The organism is Streptomyces sp. NPDC046203 (assembly GCF_040646255.1).
Lineage (GTDB): Bacteria > Actinomycetota > Actinomycetes > Streptomycetales > Streptomycetaceae > Streptomyces.
On the sequence record NZ_JBEYZX010000053.1, the window covers coordinates 1 to 21,186 of the forward strand.

Genomic DNA, 21,186 nt, shown 5'->3' on the forward strand with positions numbered 1-21,186 from the left:
TCTGCTCGGCGACGTCGACGTACTCGCAGCCGCCGTAGTAGCGGCGGCCCGGGTAGCCCTCGGCGTACTTGTTGGTGAGGACCGAACCCTGAGCCGCGCCTTCCCCGACGCCGACGACCTGCTCGGCGAAGCCCTCACCGCGCTCGCCCGCAGCGCCGTGCCCTCCGCCCGCGACGTCCTCACCGGCCTCACCGTCCCCAGCGACGAGATCCGCTGGTGGCGCGACGTCCCCCCGGGACCGGCCGGAGCCGTGCCCTGGCCGGTCCAGGAACAGCTCAGGTCCGCCGCCCGCGCCGTACTGCTCGCCGGCGCCCTCGCCGTCCGCGCCCGCACCGGCTACCACGGCTCCCGGCACCGGCGGCAGGCCCAGACGGCCCTCGCGTCCGTCGTCGTCGGCGCCGCGCCCGGCGGCCGGGGCCTCACCGCCTTCCTGCCCGTCGACACCGGCCGGGCCGTCTCCGTACGGCTCCACCACGCCCTGTCCGCCACCCGCGAGGCCATCGACTACCAGCGGGCCACCGGGAACATGGACGCCTTCGACACCGCCGTCGAGGCCGGCGTGAGCCGCGAACTCACCGACGCGCTGGTCGCCCTGGTCCGCGGCACCGAAGGCGCCGGCATCGCCCTCGCCTGGTCCCCGGCCGCCGGCACCCCCGAAGGCTGTGCCGCCCGCCCCGAACCCGTCGAGTTCTCCCCGGGCGACCTGCCCGCCCTGCGCGCCGCCGGCGCCCGCTACCTGGCCGGCGAACCCTCCGTACCCGTACGGATCACCGGCACCGTCGTCCGCATGCGCCGCTCCGGCCCGCACGGCGAAGGCACCGTCCGGCTGCGCGTCCTGTCCGGCGCCGAGGTCGGCCATGTCCGCGTCACCCTCGACGAGGACGGCTACCGCACCGCCGGCCACGCCCACCTCACCGGCCTCCCGATCCGGGTCGTCGGCCGCCTCGAAAGCCGCGGCGGCTTCCGCCGCCTCACGGACGCGAGCGCGGTCGCCCCGGTCCACGTCGACGAGGCGGAACGCGACCGCCTGATGAAATCGCTGCAGTCCTTCCAGGACGCCCCGGACTTTTTCACGGAAGGGGACTGAGGGAGAGAGCCGAGGTACTGAGGGGGAGGGGTGCGAGGGGGCTGAGGTTTCGGGGGCCCGGGCCGTGCCCGCGCGGCCCGCCCCGCCCCACGGCGCGACCCCGTACCCCCGGCCCCGATAGACTCGTACCCGCGCGGCACCTCGTCTCTGCCGCGCGCCACCGGCGCCGGCACCTCGTGTCTGCCCGCGCCCTAATGTATGGAGCATCTGTGTCTGAAGTCCGTGTGACCGTCCCGTCCGCCTCCGGGCCCGAGGAGAGGACGGTGAGCGCGGGCACCACGGCCGGCGCCCTGTTCGCCGACGACCGCACCGTGATCGCCGCCCGTGTCGCGGGCGAGCTGAAGGACCTGTCGTACGAGCTCGCCGACGGCGACGTCGTCGAGGGCGTGGAGATCTCGTCCGAGGACGGCCTGAACATCCTGCGCCACTCCACCGCGCACGTCATGGCGCAGGCCGTGCAGGAGCTGTACCCGGAGGCCAAGCTGGGCATCGGCCCGCCGGTCCGGGACGGCTTCTACTACGACTTCGACGTGGAGAAGCCCTTCACGCCCGAGGATCTCAAGGCCATCGAGAAGAAGATGCAGGAGATCCAGAAGCGCGGCCAGCGGTTCGCCCGCCGTGTCGTGACGGACGAGGCCGCCCGCGAGGAGCTGGCCGACGAGCCGTACAAGCTGGAGCTCATCGGCATCAAGGGCGCCGCGTCGACCGACGACGGTGCGAACGTCGAGGTCGGCGGCGGCGAGCTGACGATCTACGACAACCTGGACGCCAAGACCGGCGAGCTGTGCTGGAAGGACCTCTGCCGCGGTCCGCACCTGCCCACGACCCGCAACATCCCGGCGTTCAAGCTGATGCGCAACGCGGCCGCCTACTGGCGCGGCAGCGAGAAGAACCCGATGCTCCAGCGCATCTACGGCACCGCGTGGCCGTCGAAGGACGAGCTGAAGGCCCACCTCGACTTCCTCGCCGAGGCCGAGAAGCGCGACCACCGCAAGCTCGGCAACGAGCTCGACCTGTTCTCCATCCCGGACGAGATCGGTTCGGGTCTGGCGGTCTTCCACCCCAAGGGCGGCGTCATCCGCCGGGCGATGGAGGACTACTCGCGCCGCCGGCACGAGGAGGAGGGCTACGAGTTCGTCTACTCGCCGCACGCCACCAAGGGCAAGCTGTTCGAGAAGTCGGGCCACCTGGACTGGTACGCCGAGGGCATGTACCCCCCCATGCAGCTCGACGAGGGCGTGGACTACTACCTCAAGCCCATGAACTGCCCGATGCACAACCTGATCTTCGACGCGCGCGGGCGTTCGTACCGTGAGCTGCCGCTGCGTCTGTTCGAGTTCGGCACCGTGTACCGGTACGAGAAGTCGGGCGTCGTGCACGGCCTGACCCGTGCCCGCGGCTTCACGCAGGACGACGCGCACATCTACTGCACCCGCGAGCAGATGGCGGACGAGCTCGACAAGACGCTCACCTTCGTCCTGAACCTGCTGCGCGACTACGGTCTGGACGACTTCTACCTGGAGCTGTCCACCAAGGACCCGGAGAAGTACGTCGGCTCCGACGAGGTGTGGGAGGAGGCCACCGCGGTCCTCCAGCAGGTCGCCGAGAAGCAGGGCCTGCCGCTCACCCCCGACCCGGGCGGCGCCGCCTTCTACGGCCCGAAGATCTCGGTGCAGGCGCGCGACGCCATCGGCCGTACCTGGCAGATGTCGACCGTGCAGCTGGACTTCAACCTGCCGGAGCGCTTCGACCTCGAGTACACGGCGGCGGACGGCTCGCGCCAGCGGCCGGTCATGATCCACCGTGCCCTGTTCGGCTCGATCGAGCGCTTCTTCGCGGTGCTCCTGGAGCACTACGCGGGCGCGATGCCGCCGTGGCTGGCCCCCGTGCAGGCGGTCGGCATCCCGATCGGCGACGCGCACGTGGACTACCTGCGGGAGTTCGCCGCCGACGCGAAGAAGAAGGGCCTGCGGGTCGAGGTGGACGCCTCCTCGGACCGTATGCAGAAGAAGATCCGTACGCACCAGAAGCAGAAGGTGCCGTTCATGATCATCGTCGGTGACGACGACATGAACGCGGGCACGGTCTCCTTCCGCTACCGAGACGGTTCGCAGGAGAACGGCGTTCCGCGCGACGAGGCCATCGCCAAGATCGCCAAGATCGTCGAGGACCGCGTCCAGGTCTGACCCTCCCCGGCACCGGCCGAGGCGGTTCGCGAGGCCCTGGGAAGCACCCGCTTCCCGGGGCCTCGCCCGCTTCCTTCCCGCCCGCTTCCTTCCTGCCCGTTTCGCTTCGGCCCGGCCCCGGAGCGCTCAGCGCTCGTCCTCCCGCCGGAAGACCTGGATCAGCCACGACGAGAACGAGCCCGTCACCGCCCCGAGCAGCGCGAGCCCGCAGGCCATCAGGCCCACCGCGGTGGTCCGGCCCAGCGGGGTCACCGGGGTCACGTCGCCGTAGCCGACCGTCGCCAGGGTCGCGGCGGCCCACCACACCGCGTCGCCGAAGGTGCGGATGGTCGCGCCGGGCGCGTCGTGCTCCAGGAAGTAGACGGTGAGTGCGCTGGTGTAGCCCAGCAGGGTGGCCGTGAGGCTCGCGTACGCCATCACGCGCGCGTAGAGGGTGAGCCGCGGCTTGTCGTAGCGGCGCTGCACCCGGTCGTACACGCTGACCACGCTCAGCGGGCGCAGCAGCGGCAGCACCACGATGACGGTGTCGAGCAGATGGCGGCGGACGAAGCGGAGCGGGCCGAGGCCGCTCAGCCGGACGCGGACCGCGTAGTCGGCGACGAAGAAGGCCCAGGCGCCGAGGACGATCCCCAGGCAGAGGTTCAGCCAGCCCCGGCCGATGCGGTCGTGGGCGAGGACGCGCACCGAGTATCCGGCGAGGAAGACGACGGAGGCCACCGCCAGGGGGATCGTCATCCGGCGTTCCCAGCGTTCCTGCCGGGGCGGCTCCGGCGGCCTGTCGCTCACCGGATCAGGATGGCCCGGCCTGTTCTCCTTCGCCCCGGCGACACGTTCCGAACGGGCGACGCAATATGCTGCACGGCATGACGACTGAGCCGGAACAGCAGATCGGAGTGGGGACGCCGGACGCTTTCCAGCGCCTGTGGACGCCCCACCGGATGGCGTACATCCAGGGCGAGAACAAGCCCAGCGGACCGGACGCCGGCGACGGCTGTCCGTTCTGCGTGATCCCGTCGAAGTCGGACGAGGACGGGCTGGTGATCGCGCGTGGCACCAGCGTGTACGCGGTGCTGAACCTGTACCCGTACAACGGCGGGCACCTGATGGTGGTCCCGTACCGCCACGTCGCCGACTACACCGAGCTGGACGCGGCCGAGACGGCCGAGCTGGCCGCGTTCACCCAGCGGGCGATGACGGCGCTGCGGACCGCGTCCGGCGCGCACGGGTTCAACATCGGTATGAACCAGGGCTCCGTCGCGGGCGCCGGGATCGCCGCGCACCTGCACCAGCACGTGGTGCCGCGCTGGGGCGGGGACACCAACTTCATGCCGGTGGTCGGCCACACCAAGGTGCTGCCGCAGCTGCTCGCCGACACCCGGAAGATGCTCGCCGACGCCTGGCCCACCGCGGGAGCCTGAGCCCGCACTCGGCATTCGGGCATATGCCAGTGCCCCCGTACCGCGATGATTCCGCGGTACGGGGGCACTGGCGCGTCCGGCGGGGTATGGCGGCCGCTCCCCGGGGCGTCCCGGAGGGCTCCGGCGCGCCCCTACGCGTCGTACAGGTCGGCCTTCTTCGGGCTCGCCTCCTGGACGCCGCCGCCGAGGCCGAGCGAGCGCGAGGTGAAGCGGGAGGTGTCCACGTTGTGCTCGTCGAGCGCCTTGATCGTCGCGGCGTGCACCGCGCGCAGCACCGGGGTGGCCATCCGCAGGGCGTCGTCGGCCATGAAGCGGTTCCGCCAGGGCTGGCCCGCCCAGGCGTGCCGCAGCCCGAACGGCTCGGGCAGCACGAGCTTGCCGCCGGCGAACTCCAGGATCGGCGGGAACCAGGTGAGCGGGGCGCGCACCGCCTGGCGCACCACCTCGTCGGTGTCGGTCAGCGGCAGCTTGATCTCGCGGGTCTCCCAGAACCGGACGGTCTTGGAGACCGTCTTGCTCTTCCCCGACGGCTTCGAGCCGAAGAACCCGTGGACCGGGCCGAGGGCGTGGCCGGTGACCTCGACGCGCAGCGTGTGGTGGAGCGAGGTCACGGTCACCATCATCGTGAGCACCAGCTGGCCGTCCCACAGGGTGAACTGCACGCCCAGGTAGTGCCGGTTCCCGGCGCCGAACTGCTGGTCGTTGCAGATGCGCTGGATCTCGTGCGGCTTCACCTCGTAGTTGACGATGTTGTCGCCCGAGGGTCGCGAGACCTCGCCGGCGCCCTCGCCGACCGGTGACACGATCCAGTGCTTGACGGTCGGCTTGGGGAAGCCGGTCTTCAGCGCGCCGCGTTCGAGCAGGGTCAGCTCGGTGTGGATCCGGCGGATGATGTCCCAGGCCCGGAAGTCGTGGATCTCCTTGCCGGCGACGGGTACCAGCTCCTCGGCCATGACCCAGCTGCCCCAGCGGGTGCCCATGCCCAGGATGCCCTTGGGGCCCGCGTAGAAGGCGACGTTGGACTGCTGCTCGGCGGACACCTTGTTCAGGTTGGCCTGGAGCTCCTGGGCGGCCTTGTCGGTCGGGTCCTTCGCCACGGCCTCGGGGACGGACGCCCCGATGCCGCCGCTCAGCAGGGCCGTCCAGCGCTCGCGCAGCACGACGGCGGTGTTCTCGCAGATCCGCCGGGCCAGGAACCAGCCGACGACCGGGGCCACGATCATGGCGCGCAGATAGTTCGTCAGCAGCCCGTCCCAGGGCAGCTTGACGAGGACGATCGCGGCGAACAGCCCGGCGATCACCAACAGGGCGGTGCCGACGGCGCTGTTGCGCTTGTTCTCGGAGCCCGCGGCCAGTCGGCGGAGATAGATCACCCCGAGCCAGAGCAGCAGCCCGGGCAGGAACAGCACCCCGCACACCACCGTGACCAGGGTGAGTTTGATGTCGCGCTGCTTGCGGATGCCGGAGGCCGCCAGACAGTGCTCGACGACCGGCCGGGGGTCGGCGCCGAAGGACTGGATGAGCGCGTTGCGCGCGCCGCCGAGCATCCGGACCTGGACGGCGCGCGAGAACGCCTCGCCGAGGTCCGGCCGGAAGAGCTTGGGCCACTTGCCGGTCTTGACCGTCGACTTGTGCCAGTCGTTGTTGGCGTCCAGGATCGCCTCGACCGGGCTGTCGCGGTACGCGGCGGTGGCGAGAGCATAGGTCGCCGCCGTTCCCGCGTCCGAGCCCTGGAGAGGGATCTGCGCCCCGGGTCCGAAACTGCCGATCGTCACTGCCGCCCCCATCGCCGCGGTTCCTGTGCGGGCTGTTTCCCAACTGCCGCGCCCCGCACACCTTCTGAGCTGGGCACCACAGCGTAACCGGGCGACACGTGATGCGTCACCGCATGTGCCGCGGACTGGTACGGGACGGCCGGATGCCGTCCGCCGGAGCGGAGCCGGGCGGACGGCGACGGTGACCGGCGGGAGTGAAAGGCCCGCCGGTCAGGCGGTGTTCCCGGCCTTCTCGCGGACCCGGTCGGCGACCTGAGGGGGCATCGGCTCGTGCCGTACGTACACCCGGTCGAAGCTCCCGGTGCCGTGCGAGACCGACCGCAGATCGATCGCGTACCGTCCGATCTCGATCTCCGGCACCTCCGCGCGCACCACGGTCCGGCCCTGCCCCGACTGCTCGGTGCCGACCACCCGCCCGCGCCGCCCGGACAGATCGCTCATCACCGCGCCCACGTACTCGTCCGGGATCAGCACCGACAGCTCCGCCACCGGCTCCAGGAGGCGGACCGGGACCTCCGCCGCCGCCTCCCGCAGGGCGAGCGCGCCCGCCGCCTGGAACGCCGCGTCGGAGGAGTCCACCGAGTGGGCCTTGCCGTCGCGCAGGGTGACCCGGACGTCCACCAGCGGATGACCGGCCGCCACCCCGCGCGCCGCCTGTGCCCGTACGCCCTTCTCCACGGACGGGATGAACGAGCGTGGAACGGCGCCGCCGACCACCTTGTCGACGAACTCGATCCCGCTGCCCGCCGGCAGCGGCTCCACGTCGATCTCGCAGATCGCGTACTGCCCGTGCCCGCCCGACTGCTTCACCAGCCGGCCCCGCCCGGCCGCGGCGGCCCCGAAGGTCTCGCGCAGCGCCACCTTGTGCGGCACGGTGTCGACCCGCACCCCGTACCGCCCGCGCAGCCGCTCCAGGGCCACGTCGGCGTGCGCCTCGCCCAGGCACCAGAGCACCACCTGACGGGTGTCCTGGTTCTGTTCGAGCCGCATCGTCGGATCCTCCGCGACGAGCCGCGCGAGACCCTGTGACAGCCGGTCCTCGTCGGCCTTCCCGTGCGCCTCTATGGCCACGGGCAGCAGAGGTTCCGGCATATGCCAAGGCTCCATCAGCAAGGGCGCGTCCTTCGCCGAGAGGGTGTCGCCGGTCTCCGCCCGGCCCAGTTTGGCCACACAGGCCAGATCGCCGGCCACGCACTGCGTCAGGGGCCGCTGCTGCTTGCCGAACGGCGAGGTCAGCGCGCCGATCCGCTCCTCCGCGTCGTGGAGTTCCCCGTTTCCGTTTCCGTTCCCGTTCCCGCGACCGTGCCCGTTCCCGTGCCCCGGATCGGTCAGACCGTGCCCCGACACGTGCACCGTCTCGTCGGGCCGCAGCGTGCCGGAGAACACCCGGACGAGTGAAAGCCGTCCCACATACGGGTCCGAGGAGGTCTTCACGACCTCGGCCACCAGCGGCCCGTCCGGATCGCACACCACCGTCGGACCCGCCGGGCCCCCGGGCGCGGCGACGGCCGGCGCGGTCCGCTCCAGGGGCGTGGGAAAGCCGCGGGTGATCAGATCGAGCAGCTCCACCGTGCCGAGCCCCTGGCTGCCGCCGTCCGCCGCCGGAGCCGCCGCGAGCACCGGATGGAAGGTGCCCCGCGCGACGGCCTTCTCCAGATCGTCCACCAGCGTCCCGACGTCGATCTCCTCGCCGCCCAGATAGCGGTCCATCAGGGTCTCGTCCTCGCTCTCGGCGATGATCCCCTCGATGAGCCGGGCCCGGGCCTCGGCGATCACCGGCCGCTGCGCCTCGTCGGGCGGGTCCTCCCGCCGCGCCCCCGCCGCGTAGTCGAAGATCCGCTCCGTGAGCAGCCCCACGAGCCCGGTGGCCGGGGCGTGCCCGTCGGCGCCCTCGGGGCCGAGCACGGGCAGATACAGCGGCAGTACGGCGTCGGGGTCGTCGCCGCCGAAGAGCGTCGCCAGTACCCCGGTGAGCCCGGCGTAGTCCGTACGGGCCGTGTCCAGATGGGTGACGACGATCGCGCGGGGCATCCCGACCGCCGCGCACTCCTCCCACACCGCGCGCGTGGAGCCCGCGACCGCGTCGGCCTCCTGCGCGGCCGAGACGACGAAGAGGGCCGCGTCCGCCGCGCGCAGACCGGCCCGGAGCTCCCCGACGAAGTCGGCGTATCCCGGGGTGTCCAGCAGATTGATCTTGCAGCCGCCCCACTCGACCGGGACGAGCGAGAGCTGGACCGACCGCCCGCCGCGCCGCTCGATCTCGTCGTAGTCGGAGACCGTCCCGCCGTCCTCGACCCGCCCGGCCCGGCCCACCGCGCCCGCGGTCTGCGCCAGGGCCTCCACGAGGGTCGTCTTGCCCGATCCGCTGTGGCCGACCAGCACCACGTTCCGTACATCCGAGGGCCGGTCGGCCGTCGGTGCCCTGCCGGCGGCTCCGGAGCGAGTGTTCGCCTTGTCGCCCATGATGTTCCTCCCGACTGCTCGCGCGTCCCGCACGGTGAGGTGGCGGCGCGGGCGCGGGGGAGCGGCGGGGCAGCGGCGGCATGGGGCCGCCCGTCGTCGCGTGCGGCTCCGAAGGCGCCCGCGGTCGTCCTTCGAGCTTCGCACCGCCGTCACGGTGCGTCCATACGTCGTGCGCGGGGACCCGTCTGTCGAGGCCACCGGAGCGGGGCGCGACACGCTCCGGCGGCCTCCCGCGACGCGGACCACGGGTGCCGCCGCTCCCGCGCGGACCCGCGTGGCTACGATGGGTGAGCCGGTGGTCATTGGGGCCGCGCGGCCCACCGAACCTCGGGAAGGCCATGCTGAACAAGTACGCGCGTGCGTTTTTTACGCGTGTCCTCACACCGTTCGCCGCGTTTCTGCTCCGCCGGGGCGTCAGCCCCGACACGGTCACGCTGATCGGCACCGCCGGAGTGGTGGCCGGCGCGCTGGTCTTCTTCCCCCGCGGAGAATTCTTCTGGGGAACGATCGTCATCACGCTGTTCGTCTTCTCCGACCTCGTCGACGGCAACATGGCCCGGCAGGCCGGGACCTCCAGCCCCTGGGGCGCCTTCCTCGACTCGACCCTGGACCGGGTCGCCGACGGGGCGATCTTCGGCGGTTTCGCGCTCTGGTACGCGGGCAAGGGAGACGACAACGTCCTGTGCGCCGTGGCGATCTTCTGCCTGGCCAGCGGCCAGGTGGTGTCGTACACCAAGGCGCGCGGCGAGTCGATCGGCCTGCCGGTCGCCGTCAACGGCCTCGTCGAGCGCGCCGAGCGCCTGGTGATCTCACTGGTCGCGGCCGGTCTCGCCGGACTGCACGCGTTCGGCGTGCCGGGCGTGCAGGTGCTGCTGCCGATCGCGCTGTGGATCGTCGCCGCCGGCTCGGCGGTGACCCTGGGGCAGCGTGTCGTGACGGTGCGCAGGGAATCGGCGGAGGCGCAGGCGAAGGCCGCCGCCTCCGGGGGGAGCGGGACGGCGACATGAGCGGTTTCAAGGACCGGCTGAGCGACGGGCTGTACGGCCTCGGCTGGGCGACCGTCAAGAAACTGCCCGAGCCGGTGGCCCGCGGCCTCGGCCGGCGGATAGCCGACTCCGTCTGGAAACGGCGCGGCAAGAGCGTGCTGCGTCTGGAGTCGAACCTCGCGCGCGTGGTGCCGGATCCGACCCCCGAACGCCTCCAGGAGCTGTCGCGGGCGGGCATGCGCTCGTACATGCGCTACTGGATGGAGTCCTTCCGGCTGCCCACCTGGAGCAAGGAACGGGCGGCGAACAGCTTCGACCCCAAGGACGTCCACCACCTGACGGAGGGGCTCGCCACCGGGCGCGGCGTCGTCCTGGCGCTGCCGCACATGGCCAACTGGGACCTCGCGGGCGTCTGGGTCACCCGGGCGCTCGGCGTCCCGTTCACCACCGTCGCCGAGCGGCTCAAGCCCGAGACCCTGTTCGACCGGTTCGTCGCCTACCGCGAGTCCCTGGGCATGGAGGTGCTGCCGCACACCGGCGGCTCCGCCTTCGGCACCCTGGCCCGCCGGCTGCGGGCCGGCGGCCTGGTCTGCCTCGTCGCCGACCGCGACCTGTCGGCCTCGGGCGTCGAGGTGTCGTTCTTCGGCGAGCGCGCGCGGATGCCCGCCGGGCCCGCGATACTCGCCCAGCAGACCGGCGCCCTGCTGCTGCCCGTGACGCTCTGGTACGACGACACCGACGTCATGCGCGGCCGGGTGCACGCGCCGATCGAGGTGCCCGAGTCGGGCAACCGCACCGAGAAGACGTCCCTCATGACCCAGGCCCTCGCCGACGTCTTCGCCGAGGGCATCGCCGACCACCCGGAGGACTGGCATATGCTCCAGCGGCTGTGGCTGGCCGACCTGGAGGAGCGGACCGCGTGAAGATCGGGATCGTCTGCCCGTACTCGTGGGACGTGCCGGGCGGCGTCCAGTTCCACATCCGCGACCTCGCCGAGCACCTGATCCGGCTCGGTCACGAGGTCTCCGTCCTCGCCCCCGCCGACGAGGACACACCGCTGCCGCCGTACGCCGTCTCCGCGGGCCGCGCCGTGCCCGTGCCGTACAACGGCTCCGTCGCCCGCCTCAACTTCGGCTTCCTGTCCGCCGCCCGGGTCCGGCGCTGGCTGCACGACAACGCCTTCGACGTCGTCCACATCCACGAGCCGACCTCGCCCTCGCTCGGGCTTCTGACCTGCTGGGCGGCGCAGGGGCCGATCGTGGCCACCTTCCACACCTCCAACCCGCGCTCGCGGGCCATGATCGCCGCGTATCCGATCCTCCAGCCCGCCCTGGAGAAGATCAGCGCGCGGATCGCCGTCAGCGAGTACGCGCGCCGCACCCTCGTCGAGCACCTGGGCGGCGACGCCGTCGTCATCCCCAACGGCGTCGACGTCGACTTCTTCGCGCGGGCCGAGCCCCGCAAGGAGTGGCAGGGCGGCACGCTCGGTTTCATCGGCCGCATCGACGAGCCCCGCAAGGGCCTGCCGGTGCTGATGCGGGCGCTGCCGAAGATCCTCGCCGAGCGGCCCGACACCCGGCTCCTGGTGGCCGGCCGCGGTGACGAGGAGGAGGCGGTCGCCTCGCTCCCGCCCGAGATGCGGGCGCGGGTGGAGTTCCTCGGCATGGTCAGCGACGAGGACAAGGCCCGGCTGCTGCGCAGCGTCGACGTGTACGTCGCGCCCAACACGGGCGGCGAGAGCTTCGGCATCATCCTGGTCGAGGCCCTGTCCGCCGGCGCGCCCGTCCTCGCCGCCGACATCGACGCCTTCGCCCAGGTCCTCGACCAGGGCGCGGCCGGCGAACTCTTCGCCAACGAGGACGCCGACGACCTCGCCAAGCACGCCGTGCGCCTGCTCGGCGACGAGCGGCGCCGCGCCGAACTGCGCGCACGCGGATCGGCGCACGTCCGGCGCTTCGACTGGTCGACGGTCGGCGCGGACATCCTCGCCGTCTACGAGACCGTCACCGACGGCGCGGCCTCCGTGGCCACGGACGAACGCGCGGGCGGCGGTCTGCGGGCCCGGCTGGGGCTGTAGGCGCAACCGGGGCTTCCGGGGCTTCCGGGGCGGCTCCCGGGGCTTTCGGGGCGCGCGGATCGTGGGACGGTCCGCGCCCGGGGCGTACGCGACCGGGCCGGGGGAGACCGGCCGGGGAAGCCGCGCCACCGGGCGAGGCGGAGCCGCGCGGGCGCCCTCGTCGCACGGATCGCGGTGATCGCGCCGATCGGCGGTGTGCCCGGCCGCGCGCCGGGCAGGCTGCCCGCATGATCTCGACCACCTGCCTCGACCTCGGCCACTTCACCCGGCCCGCCGCCGAGTGGGGCGGCCCGTACGACCGCCGGGAACCCGTTCTCGCGTACCTCGTCCGCCACCCCGGCGGCACCGTGCTCTTCGACACCGGCATGGGCGAGGGATCGCCCGGGACCGACGCGCACTACCGGCCCGTGCGCCGGCCCCTGACCGTGGGCCCGGCCGAGGTCGATCTCGTCGTCAACTGCCATCTCCACTTCGACCACATCGGCGCGAACCAGCGCTTCCCCGGTGTCCCCGCCCTCGTCCAGCGCACCGAACTCGCCCTCGCCCGCGCCGGCGGCCACACCCTCGACAGCCTGCTCCCCGACGTCCGCTGGCAGGAGATCGACGGCGAGCACGCGATCGCGCCCGGCGTCCTCGTCGTCCCCACCCCGGGGCACACCGCGGGGCACCAGTCGCTCGTGCTCGACCACGGGGAGAGGGTGACCGTGCTCGCCGGGCAGGCGTACGACTTCGCGCACGAGTTCCGGGCCGCGTGCGACCCGGCGCACGTGCTCCGTGACCCGTACCGCGCCTGGTTCGCGCGGCTCGGCGCACTCGCCGCCGGGCGGCCCGCGCGTGTCCTGTTCGCCCATGACCGCGACCTTTGGGAAGGGGTGCTGCCGGCACCCCGGTAGCCTGTGCGCCCGTGACCGCAACCCTGATCTGGACCGTAGCCGCACTGATCCTCGTCGGCGTCTACCTGAGCTGGACCGCCGGACGGCTCGACCGGCTCCACACCCGTATCGACGCCGCCCGCGCCGCGCTCGACGCGCAATTGCTGCGCCGCGCCTCGGTCGCCCAGGAGCTGGCCACCTCCGGGGTGCTCGACCCGGCCGCGTCGATCGTGCTCTACGAGGCGGCGCACGCCGCCCGGCAGGCCGAGGAGGAGCAGCGCGAGGTCGCCGAGAGCGAGCTGAGCCAGGCGCTGCGGGCGGTCTTCGGGGAGCCCGAGCAGGTCGAGGTGGTCCGCGGGGCGCCCGGCGGCGAGGAGGCGGCGGGGGAGCTCGCGGCGGCCGTACGGCGGGTGCCGATGGCCCGGCGGTTCCACAACGACGCGGTACGGGCCGCCCGCGCCCTGCGCCGCCACCGCAAGGTCCGCTGGTTCCGGCTGGCCGGCCACGCCCCGTTCCCGATGGCCTTCGAGATGGACGACGAACCGCCCGTCGCGCTCGCCGACCGCCCGGCCTGAGCCCGGTCCCGAGCCGTTCCGAGCGCGGGCTCAGCCAGGTCCGATCCCGCCCCGAGCGCGGTCCCGACCCGTCCCGATCCCGTCCCGAGCGCGGTCCCGGCCCCATCCCGAACGAGGTCCCGCCCCGTCCCGAATCCGCCCCGGACCAGGTGGCCTGCCCCATCCCACGGAAAATGATCCACTGGGTCCACATTGGCCCTTGATGTGGACTGCTCGTGGCCTGTTTCCTCACTCTTGTCTTAACCCGCTGTGAACGAGTGAGGTACCCCGTGTCCACCACGCCTTCCGCCACCACCCAGTCCCCCGAGACCGGCACCGCCCGCGTCAAGCGCGGCATGGCCGAGCAGCTCAAGGGCGGCGTGATCATGGACGTCGTCACGCCCGAGCAGGCGAAGATCGCCGAGGACGCGGGCGCCGTGGCCGTCATGGCCCTGGAGCGGGTCCCGGCCGACATCCGCAAGGACGGCGGCGTGGCCCGGATGTCCGACCCGGACATGATCGAGGGCATCATCGACGCCGTCTCCATCCCGGTCATGGCCAAGTCCCGCATCGGCCACTTCGTCGAGGCCCAGGTGCTGCAGTCGCTCGGCGTCGACTACATCGACGAGTCCGAGGTCCTCACCCCGGCCGACGAGGTCAACCACTCCGACAAGTGGGCCTTCACCACCCCCTTCGTCTGCGGCGCCACCAACCTGGGCGAGGCCCTGCGCCGGATCGCCGAGGGCGCGGCCATGATCCGCTCCAAGGGCGAGGCCGGCACCGGCAACGTCGTCGAGGCCGTCCGCCACCTGCGCCAGATCAAGAACGAGATCGCCCGGCTGCGCGGCTTCGACAACAACGAGCTGTTCGCCGCCGCCAAGGACCTGCGCGCCCCCTACGAGCTGGTCAAGGAGGTCGCCGAGCTCGGCAAGCTGCCGGTCGTGCTGTTCTCCGCCGGCGGTGTGGCCACCCCGGCCGACGCCGCGCTGATGCGCCAGCTCGGCGCCGAGGGCGTCTTCGTCGGCTCCGGCATCTTCAAGTCCGGCGACCCGGCCAAGCGCGCCGCCGCCATCGTGAAGGCCACCACCTTCTACGACGACCCGAAGATCGTCGCGGACGCCTCCCGCAACCTGGGCGAGGCCATGGTCGGCATCAACTGCGACACCCTGCCCGAGTCCGAGCGCTACGCGAACCGGGGCTGGTAAGCACCCATGACCACTCCCGTCGGTTCCGACTCCGCGACCCCCGTCATCGGAGTGCTCGCTCTCCAGGGCGACGTACGGGAGCACCTGATCGCCCTGGCCGCGGCGGACGCCGTGGCCAGGCCCGTCAGGCGCCCCGAAGAGCTGGCCGAGGTCGACGGCCTGGTGATCCCGGGCGGCGAGTCCACCACCATCTCCAAGCTGGCCGCGCTGTTCGGCCTGCTGGAGCCGGTCCGCGAGCGGATCGCCGCCGGCATGCCGGTGTACGGCACCTGTGCCGGGCTGATCATGCTCGCCGACAAGATCCTCGACCCGCGCTCGGGCCAGGAGACCTTCGGCGGCATCGACATGATCGTGCGCCGCAACGCCTTCGGGCGGCAGAACGAGTCCTTCGAGGCGGCCGTCGCGGTGCGCGGAATAGAAAGCCCCGTGGAGGGCGTCTTCATCCGTGCGCCCTGGGTGGAGTCCGTCGGCGCGGAGGCGGAGGTGCTCGCCGAGCACGGCGGTCACATCGTGGCCGTACGCCAGGGCAGGGCCCTCGCGACCTCCTTCCACCCCGAACTCACCGGCGATCACCGGATTCACGCGCTGTTCGTGGACATGGTGCGCGCGGAACGGTGACGCGATCCCGGTAGGATCTCTCGGGTTCGTGCAGAAAATTGGTTACGCGAAGGAGACAGGCAGATGTCCGGCCACTCTAAATGGGCTACGACGAAGCACAAGAAGGCCGTGATCGACGCCAAGCGCGGCAAGCTCTTCGCGAAGCTGATCAAGAACATCGAGGTCGCGGCCCGCACCGGCGGCGCCGACCTGGAGGGCAACCCGACGCTGTTCGACGCCGTCCAGAAGGCGAAGAAGTCGTCGGTCCCGAACAAGAACATCGACTCCGCGATCAAGCGCGGCGGCGGTCTCGAGGCCGGCGGCGTCGACTACGACACGATCATGTACGAGGGTTACGGCCCGAACGGTGTCGCGGTGCTCATCGAGTGCCTCACCGACAACCGCAACCGTGCCGCCTCCGACGTGCGCGTCGCCATGACCCGCAACGGCGGCTCCATGGCCGACCCGGGCTCGGTCTCGTACCTGTTCAACCGCAAGGGCGTCGTCGTGCTCCCCAAGGGCGAGCTGAGCGAGGACGACGTCCTCGAGACCGTCCTGGACGCGGGCGCCGAGGAGGTCAACGACCTCGGCGAGCAGTTCGAGGTCCTCAGCGAGTCCACCGACCTGGTCGCGGTCCGCAGCGCGCTCCAGGCGGCGGGCATCGACTACGACTCGGCCGAGTCCAGCTTCGTCCCGACCATGCAGGTCGAGCTCGACGAAGAGGGCGCGCGCAAGATGTTCAAGCTGATCGACGCCCTCGAGGACAGCGACGACGTGCAGAACGTCTACGCCAACTTCGACGTCAGCGACGAGGTCATGGCGAAGGTCGACGCCTGATCGGGCGCTGATCACGGCATTTCCGGCAGCGGGCCGACGGGACACACCCGTCGGCCCACTGCTTTGTCCGGCGTTGTCAGTGGCAGCGGATAGCCTGCACAAACAGACTTGCGATCGGCTGGAGATCAGGGAGGGGCGGGCGTGCGCGTCCTCGGGGTGGACCCGGGTCTGACCCGGTGCGGTGTCGGTGTCGTCGAAGGCGTCGCCGGACGCCCGCTGACCATGCTCGGCGTCGGTGTCGTCCGCACCCCCGCGGACGCCGATGTCGGTCCACGGCTCGTCGAGATCGAGCGCGGCATCGAGGAGTGGATCGACCGCTTCGATCCCGAACTGGTCGCCGTGGAGCGGGTGTTCAGCCAGCACAACGTACGGACGGTGATGGGCACCGCCCAGGCCAGCGCCGTCGCCATGCTGTGCGCGAGCCGCCGCGGACTGCCCGTCGCCCTGCACACACCGAGCGAGGTCAAGGCTGCGGTCACCGGCAGCGGCCGGGCCGACAAGGCCCAGGTCGGTGCCATGGTCACCCGGCTGCTCCGGCTCTCCGCCCCGCCCAAGCCGGCCGACGCCGCCGACGCCCTCGCCCTCGCCATCTGCCACATCTGGCGCGCCCCGGCCACCAACCGCCTGCAACAGGCCGTGGCAGCGCAAAGCCGCCTCCAGCAGGCCGTGGCGGCGCAGAACCGTCTCCAGCGGGCCGTCGCCCCGCACACCCCGAAAGGCCGCACGTCATGATCGCCTTCGTCAGCGGCCCGGTGGCCGCCCTCGCCCCCACGACCGCCGTCGTCGAGGTCGGCGGTGTGGGCATGGCCGTCCAGTGCACCCCGAACACCCTCGCGGCCCTCCGCGTCGGCGAGCCCGCCCGCCTCGCCACCTCCCTGGTCGTCCGCGAGGACTCGCTGACCCTGTACGGCTTCGCCGACGACGACGAGCGCCAGGTCTTCGAACTGCTCCAGACCGCCAGCGGCGTCGGCCCCCGGCTCGCCCAGGCCATGCTCGGCGTGCACAGCCCCGACGCCCTGCGGCTCGCCGTCTCCACCGGCGACGAGAAGGCGCTCACCGCGGTCCCCGGCATCGGCAAGAAGGGCGCCCAGAAGCTGCTGCTCGAACTGAAGGACAAGCTCGGCGCGCCGCTCGGCGCCAGTGGCCTGGTCGGACAGCGGCCGCCGGTCGCGACGGGCCCCGCCCCCTGGACCGAACAGCTCTCCGCCGCGCTCGTCGGCCTCGGCTACGCGAGCCGGGAGGCCGAGGAGGCCGTCGCCGCCGTCACCCCGCAGGCCGAGGCGGCGCTCGCCGAGACCGGCTCCGCGCCCGTCCCGCAGCTGCTGCGCGCCGCCCTCCAGACCCTCAACCGCGCCCGCTGACCCGGCCGCCCCCTCCCCGTACGAGCGAAAAGGCAACCACCACCGTGAACTGGGACGACGAGACGGCCGCCGCCGAGGAGCGGATCGTCGCGGCCTCCGCGGAGAGCGACGACCAGGCCGTCGAGGCGGCGCTGCGCCCCAAGGACCTCGCCGAGTTCGTCGGCCAGGAGAAGGTCCGCCAGCAGCTCGATCTCGTCCTCAGAGCGGCCCGCCAGCGCGGCGCCACCGCCGACCATGTGCTGCTCTCCGGCGCCCCCGGCCTGGGCAAGACCACGCTCTCCATGATCATCGCGGCCGAGATGAACGCCCCGATCAGGATCACCAGCGGCCCCGCCATCCAGCACGCCGGCGATCTCGCCGCGATCCTGTCCTCCCTCCAGGAGGGCGAGATCCTCTTCCTCGACGAGATCCACCGGATGTCCCGGCCCGCCGAGGAGATGCTCTACATGGCGATGGAGGACTTCCGCGTCGACGTCATCGTCGGCAAGGGCCCCGGCGCCACCGCCATCCCGCTGGACCTGCCGCCCTTCACCCTGGTCGGCGCCACCACCCGGGCCGGCCTGCTGCCGCCGCCGCTGCGCGACCGCTTCGGCTTCACCGCCCACATGGAGTTCTACGAGCCGCACGAGCTGGAGCGCGTGGTGTGCCGCTCCGCCGGACTCCTCGACGTCGTCATGGACGCGGCGGGCGCGGCCGAGATCGCCGGCCGTTCGCGCGGCACCCCCCGGATCGCCAACCGGCTGCTGCGCCGGGTGCGCGACTACGCCCAGGTCAGGGCCGACGGAGAGATCACCCGCGAGATCGCCGCCGCCGCGCTCGGGGTGTACGAGGTCGACAGCCGCGGCCTCGACCGGCTCGACCGCGCCGTCCTCACGGCCCTGCTGAAGCTCTTCGGCGGCGGCCCGGTCGGACTGTCGACCCTCGCCGTCGCGGTAGGTGAGGAGCGCGAGACCGTCGAGGAGGTCGCCGAGCCCTTCCTCGTACGGGAGGGACTGCTCGCCCGTACGCCCCGTGGCCGGGTCGCCACTCCGGCGGCCTGGGACCACCTCGGCATGCTCCCGCCGGAGGCCGTGTCCGGAAAATAGCGCCGCTCCCGCCCGGCGGCCGGACAAGATTTTTCCGGACCCGGCCGAGGCCGCGGGAGGCCGCCTCACCACCGGGAATCGGCTGGCCGGACAACCGGGGCTCTTCGGGGCGCGACGGCGCGGAGACTCGCCCGTTAGGGAACCGGAATGCGATGCTGGACGTTGTTCCAATGCTGCGGACTCGCCTAGACTCCGCCGATGCCGCCCTTATGGTCGGCGCACCCACCCCCGAATCAGGCCGCGGAGTTCTCCACGGCCTTGCGAAGGAATTCCGTCCCGTGACTAACATCGGCATGCTCCTCCCGTTCATCGTGCTCATCGGGGCCATGTTCCTCATGACCCGCTCTGCCAAGAAGAAGCAGGCGCAGGCGGTGGAGATGCGCAACCAGATGCAGCCCGGCACCGGCGTACGCACGATCGGGGGGATGTACGCCACGGTCAAGGAGATCGGCGACGAGACCGTCCTCCTGGAGGTCGCGCCCGGCGTCCACGCCGTCTACGCGAAGAACTCGATCGGCGCCGTCCTCGACGACGCGGAGTACAACCGCATCGTGCACGGTGACGAGCCCGACACCGTCGTCCCGGACGACGTGTCCTCGCTGACCGAGGCCGCCGGCCAGGACGCCGAGACCTCCGAGGAGGCCGCGGGCGAGCCCAAGGCCGACCTCACCAAGAAGACCGGCGCTGCCGAGGGCGACAAGGACGCCAAGACGGACGGCGAGACCGAAGCCAAGTAAGTCAACGCGCGGGAGCCGCGCGGTCCCCCTCCCGGGGGGCGCGCGGCTCCCGCGGTGGTCTCACGTCTGCGGGGGCGAGTCCCCATACACACTTCGTGGCCGTCCCCGGCCGTGTGGCGCGGGGCGGTTCGGACAGGGAGAAACGACAGGTGGCAGCACCGAAGAAGGGCCGAAGGCCGGCGGGGGGCCAGAGCCGGCCGGGCCGCGCCCTGGCGTTCATTCTGATCGCCATGGTCGCGCTCACCGGCGGCATGTTCTGGTCGGGGCACACCACCCCGCGTCTGGGCATCGACCTCGCCGGCGGCACGTCGATCACGCTCAAGGCCAAGGCGGAGCCCGGCCAGGAGTCCGCCGTCAACGAGTCCAACATGAACACGGCGGTCGGCATCATCGAGCGCCGTGTCAACGGGCTCGGCGTCTCCGAGGCCGAGGTCCAGACCCAGGGCCGCGAGAACATCATCGTCAACATCCCCAAGGGGACGAACGAGAAGCAGGCTCGCGAGCAGGTCGGTACCACCGCCCAGCTGTACTTCCGGCCGGTCCTGACCGTCGCCGCCGCCCAGCCGCCCGCGGACCCGAGCGCCAAGCCGAACGGATCCGCCACGCCGAAGGCGCCGGCCGCCTCCGGCACCCCCGCCGACAAGGGCGACAAGGGTGACGAGACCGCCACGGACGACAAGGGCGGCAAGGACGGGAAGTCCGCTTCCCCGACCGCGACCACCGCTCCGCAGGGCCGCGCCGTCACCGAGGGCCTGAAGGCCCCGAGCCCGACGGCGAGCGCCTCCGCCTCCGCGTCCGGCGCGGCGAAGGAGACCACTCCGCCGGCCCAGCCCGTCGACCCGGCCATCGCCGCGCTCCAGCAGAAGTTCGCGGCGCTCGACTGCCTCGACCCCAAGCAGCGCAGCGCCGCCGGCCAGGGCGTCAAGCCCGAGGAGCCGGCCGTCGCCTGTGGCGAGAACGGCGGCATGTGGGAGAAGTACCTCCTCGGCCCCGCCGAGGTCGACGGCAAGGACGTCGGCAAGGCCCGCGCCTCGTTCGACCCGCAGAACGGCCAGTGGATCGTGGACATGCAGTTCACGAACGCCGGCTCCAAGAAGTTCCAGAAGATCACCGGCAAGCTCTCGCAGCAGGCCGAGCCGCAGAACCAGTTCGCGATCGTCCTCGACGGCGAGGTCGTCTCGGCGCCCCGCGTCCAGACCACGCTGAGCGCCAACGCGCAGATCTCCGGCAGCTTCACCCAGCAGTCCGCCCAGGACCTCGGCAACATCCTGTCGTACGGTGCCCTGCCGCTCTCCTTCGTGACCCAGAGCGTCGACACCGTCACCGCCGCCCTCGGCAGCGACCAGCTGCAGGCCGGTCTCATCGCCGGTGCCATCGGTCTCGGCCTGGTCATCCTCTACCTGGTGGTCTACTACCGCGGCCTGTCGTTCATCGCGCTCCTCAGCCTCGGCGTCTCGGCCCTGCTGACCTATGTGCTCATGGCCCTGCTCGGCCCGGCCATCGGCTTCGCGCTGAACCTGCCGGCCGTCTGTGGCGCCATCGTCGCCATCGGTATCACCGCCGACTCGTTCATCGTCTACTTCGAACGCATCCGCGACGAGATCCGTGAGGGCCGCACTCTGCGTCCGGCCGTCGAGCGTGCCTGGCCGAGGGCCCGGCGTACCATCCTGGTCTCCGACTTCGTGTCGTTCCTCGCCGCCGCGGTGCTCTTCATCGTCACCGTCGGCAAGGTCCAGGGCTTCGCGTTCACGCTCGGCCTGACCACCCTGCTCGACATCGTCGTGGTCTTCCTCTTCACCAAGCCGGTGATGACCCTGCTGGCCCGCACGAAGTTCTTCGGCAACGGCCACCCGTGGTCCGGCCTGGACCCCAAGCGTCTCGGCGCCACGCCGCCGCTGCGCCGCTCCCGCCGCACGTCCGCCCCCGCCGAACCGAAGGAGGCGTGA

The 21,186-nt window shown here is 72.0% G+C and carries 18 protein-coding genes and 2 pseudogenes; 16 read left to right on the forward strand and 4 right to left on the reverse strand.

The features are described 5' to 3' along the window. Positions 1-94, reverse strand: a pseudogene (locus tag ABZ990_RS27085) (hypothetical protein); the annotation flags it as partial. On the opposite strand from ABZ990_RS27085, the pseudogene ABZ990_RS27090 reads away from it, so the two are divergent. Both ABZ990_RS27090 and thrS read left to right on the forward strand, forming a co-directional pair. Continuing rightward, positions 92-1,087, forward strand: a pseudogene (locus ABZ990_RS27090) (hypothetical protein); the annotation flags it as partial. The pseudogenes ABZ990_RS27085 and ABZ990_RS27090 overlap by 3 nt on opposite strands. 209 nt (positions 1,088-1,296) lie before the next feature. Continuing rightward, complete coding sequence (gene thrS, locus ABZ990_RS27095; protein WP_361236791.1) at positions 1,297-3,273, forward strand: threonine--tRNA ligase; 1,977 nt, start codon at positions 1,297-1,299, stop codon at positions 3,271-3,273. A 126-nt stretch (positions 3,274-3,399) separates the two neighbouring features. Here the strand turns inward: thrS and ABZ990_RS27100 are convergent, their stop codons facing one another. Beyond that, entirely contained in the window at positions 3,400-4,059 is a 660-nt protein-coding gene (locus ABZ990_RS27100) for a potassium channel family protein (protein ID WP_361236794.1), read from the reverse strand. Positions 4,060-4,124: 65 nt separating this feature from the next. Here ABZ990_RS27100 and ABZ990_RS27105 point away from each other — a divergent pair, with 65 nt between their 5' ends. Then, positions 4,125-4,691 carry an HIT domain-containing protein gene (locus tag ABZ990_RS27105; protein WP_361236797.1) on the forward strand — a complete coding sequence of 189 codons (567 nt, stop codon included), beginning with the start codon at positions 4,125-4,127 and terminating at the stop codon, positions 4,689-4,691. A 131-nt stretch (positions 4,692-4,822) separates the two neighbouring features. Here the strand turns inward: ABZ990_RS27105 and ABZ990_RS27110 are convergent, their stop codons facing one another. Both ABZ990_RS27110 and ABZ990_RS27115 read right to left on the reverse strand, forming a co-directional pair. After that, complete coding sequence (locus ABZ990_RS27110) at positions 4,823-6,478, reverse strand: hypothetical protein (protein ID WP_361236800.1); 1,656 nt, start codon at positions 6,476-6,478, stop codon at positions 4,823-4,825. A gap of 198 nt (positions 6,479-6,676) precedes the next feature. After that, positions 6,677-8,929, reverse strand: a complete 2,253-nt coding sequence (locus ABZ990_RS27115) for an elongation factor G-like protein EF-G2 (RefSeq protein WP_361236803.1) — start codon at positions 8,927-8,929, stop codon at positions 6,677-6,679. A 338-nt stretch (positions 8,930-9,267) separates the two neighbouring features. On the opposite strand from ABZ990_RS27115, the gene pgsA reads away from it, so the two are divergent. The 13 genes from pgsA to secD all read left to right on the forward strand — a co-directional run bounded on the left by pgsA (position 9,268) and on the right by secD (position 21,186). Then, positions 9,268-9,936, forward strand: a complete 669-nt coding sequence (gene pgsA, locus ABZ990_RS27120) for a phosphatidylinositol phosphate synthase (RefSeq protein WP_361236806.1) — start codon at positions 9,268-9,270, stop codon at positions 9,934-9,936. Beyond that, positions 9,933-10,838, forward strand: a complete 906-nt coding sequence (locus ABZ990_RS27125; protein WP_361236809.1) for a phosphatidylinositol mannoside acyltransferase — start codon at positions 9,933-9,935, stop codon at positions 10,836-10,838. Before pgsA ends, ABZ990_RS27125 begins: the two co-directional genes overlap by 4 nt. After that, positions 10,835-11,992, forward strand: coding sequence for a glycosyltransferase family 4 protein (locus tag ABZ990_RS27130; protein ID WP_361236812.1), 1,158 nt, complete (start codon positions 10,835-10,837; stop codon positions 11,990-11,992). The genes ABZ990_RS27125 and ABZ990_RS27130 overlap by 4 nt, the downstream gene beginning before the upstream one ends. A gap of 227 nt (positions 11,993-12,219) precedes the next feature. After that, positions 12,220-12,885, forward strand: a complete 666-nt coding sequence (locus ABZ990_RS27135) for an N-acyl homoserine lactonase family protein (RefSeq protein ID WP_361236815.1) — start codon at positions 12,220-12,222, stop codon at positions 12,883-12,885. Between the two features lie 11 nt (positions 12,886-12,896). Next, on the forward strand, positions 12,897-13,439 hold the full coding sequence (locus ABZ990_RS27140) for a hypothetical protein (RefSeq protein WP_361236817.1): 543 nt from the start codon (positions 12,897-12,899) through the stop codon (positions 13,437-13,439). Between the two features lie 269 nt (positions 13,440-13,708). Further along, positions 13,709-14,623 (forward strand): pyridoxal 5'-phosphate synthase lyase subunit PdxS, encoded by a 915-nt coding sequence (gene pdxS / locus ABZ990_RS27145; protein WP_361236820.1) that lies wholly within the window; start codon positions 13,709-13,711, stop codon positions 14,621-14,623. 6 nt (positions 14,624-14,629) lie between these two features. Further along, positions 14,630-15,241: a pyridoxal 5'-phosphate synthase glutaminase subunit PdxT gene (gene pdxT, locus ABZ990_RS27150; protein ID WP_361236823.1), complete on the forward strand. Its 612-nt coding sequence runs from the start codon at positions 14,630-14,632 to the stop codon at positions 15,239-15,241. Positions 15,242-15,304: 63 nt separating this feature from the next. After that, the gene (locus tag ABZ990_RS27155; protein WP_361236826.1) at positions 15,305-16,057 is read left to right on the forward strand and encodes a YebC/PmpR family DNA-binding transcriptional regulator; all 753 of its coding nucleotides are present in this window, start codon (positions 15,305-15,307) and stop codon (positions 16,055-16,057) included. Positions 16,058-16,198: 141 nt separating this feature from the next. Next, positions 16,199-16,789 carry a crossover junction endodeoxyribonuclease RuvC gene (ruvC, locus tag ABZ990_RS27160; protein ID WP_361236828.1) on the forward strand — a complete coding sequence of 197 codons (591 nt, stop codon included), beginning with the start codon at positions 16,199-16,201 and terminating at the stop codon, positions 16,787-16,789. Further along, positions 16,786-17,418 (forward strand): Holliday junction branch migration protein RuvA, encoded by a 633-nt coding sequence (ruvA, locus tag ABZ990_RS27165; RefSeq protein WP_361236831.1) that lies wholly within the window; start codon positions 16,786-16,788, stop codon positions 17,416-17,418. Before ruvC ends, ruvA begins: the two co-directional genes overlap by 4 nt. Before the next feature lie 44 nt (positions 17,419-17,462). Further along, positions 17,463-18,503, forward strand: a complete 1,041-nt coding sequence (gene ruvB, locus ABZ990_RS27170) for a Holliday junction branch migration DNA helicase RuvB (protein ID WP_361236834.1) — start codon at positions 17,463-17,465, stop codon at positions 18,501-18,503. A gap of 293 nt (positions 18,504-18,796) precedes the next feature. Beyond that, positions 18,797-19,240, forward strand: coding sequence for a preprotein translocase subunit YajC (gene yajC, locus ABZ990_RS27175; RefSeq protein ID WP_361236894.1), 444 nt, complete (start codon positions 18,797-18,799; stop codon positions 19,238-19,240). A gap of 149 nt (positions 19,241-19,389) precedes the next feature. Continuing rightward, positions 19,390-21,186, forward strand: coding sequence for a protein translocase subunit SecD (secD, locus tag ABZ990_RS27180; protein ID WP_361236837.1), 1,797 nt, complete (start codon positions 19,390-19,392; stop codon positions 21,184-21,186).

What these genes read in the sequence shown, in the direction of transcription:
- ABZ990_RS27105 (WP_361236797.1), top strand. Translation starts at nt 4,125, where the DNA reads ATGCTGCACGGCATGACGACTGAGCCGGAACAGCAGATCGGAGTGGGG.
- pgsA (WP_361236806.1), top strand. Translation starts at nt 9,268, where the DNA reads ATGCTGAACAAGTACGCGCGTGCGTTTTTTACGCGTGTCCTCACACCG.
- pdxT (WP_361236823.1), top strand. Translation starts at nt 14,630, where the DNA reads ATGACCACTCCCGTCGGTTCCGACTCCGCGACCCCCGTCATCGGAGTG.
- yajC (WP_361236894.1), top strand. Translation starts at nt 18,797, where the DNA reads ATGCTCCTCCCGTTCATCGTGCTCATCGGGGCCATGTTCCTCATGACC.
- ABZ990_RS27135 (WP_361236815.1), top strand. Translation starts at nt 12,220, where the DNA reads ATGATCTCGACCACCTGCCTCGACCTCGGCCACTTCACCCGGCCCGCC.
- ABZ990_RS27115 (WP_361236803.1), bottom strand. Translation starts at nt 8,929, where the DNA reads ATGGGCGACAAGGCGAACACTCGCTCCGGAGCCGCCGGCAGGGCACCG.
- ABZ990_RS27125 (WP_361236809.1), top strand. Translation starts at nt 9,933, where the DNA reads ATGAGCGGTTTCAAGGACCGGCTGAGCGACGGGCTGTACGGCCTCGGC.
- ABZ990_RS27110 (WP_361236800.1), bottom strand. Translation starts at nt 6,478, where the DNA reads ATGGGGGCGGCAGTGACGATCGGCAGTTTCGGACCCGGGGCGCAGATC.
- ruvA (WP_361236831.1), top strand. Translation starts at nt 16,786, where the DNA reads ATGATCGCCTTCGTCAGCGGCCCGGTGGCCGCCCTCGCCCCCACGACC.
- ABZ990_RS27155 (WP_361236826.1), top strand. Translation starts at nt 15,305, where the DNA reads ATGTCCGGCCACTCTAAATGGGCTACGACGAAGCACAAGAAGGCCGTG.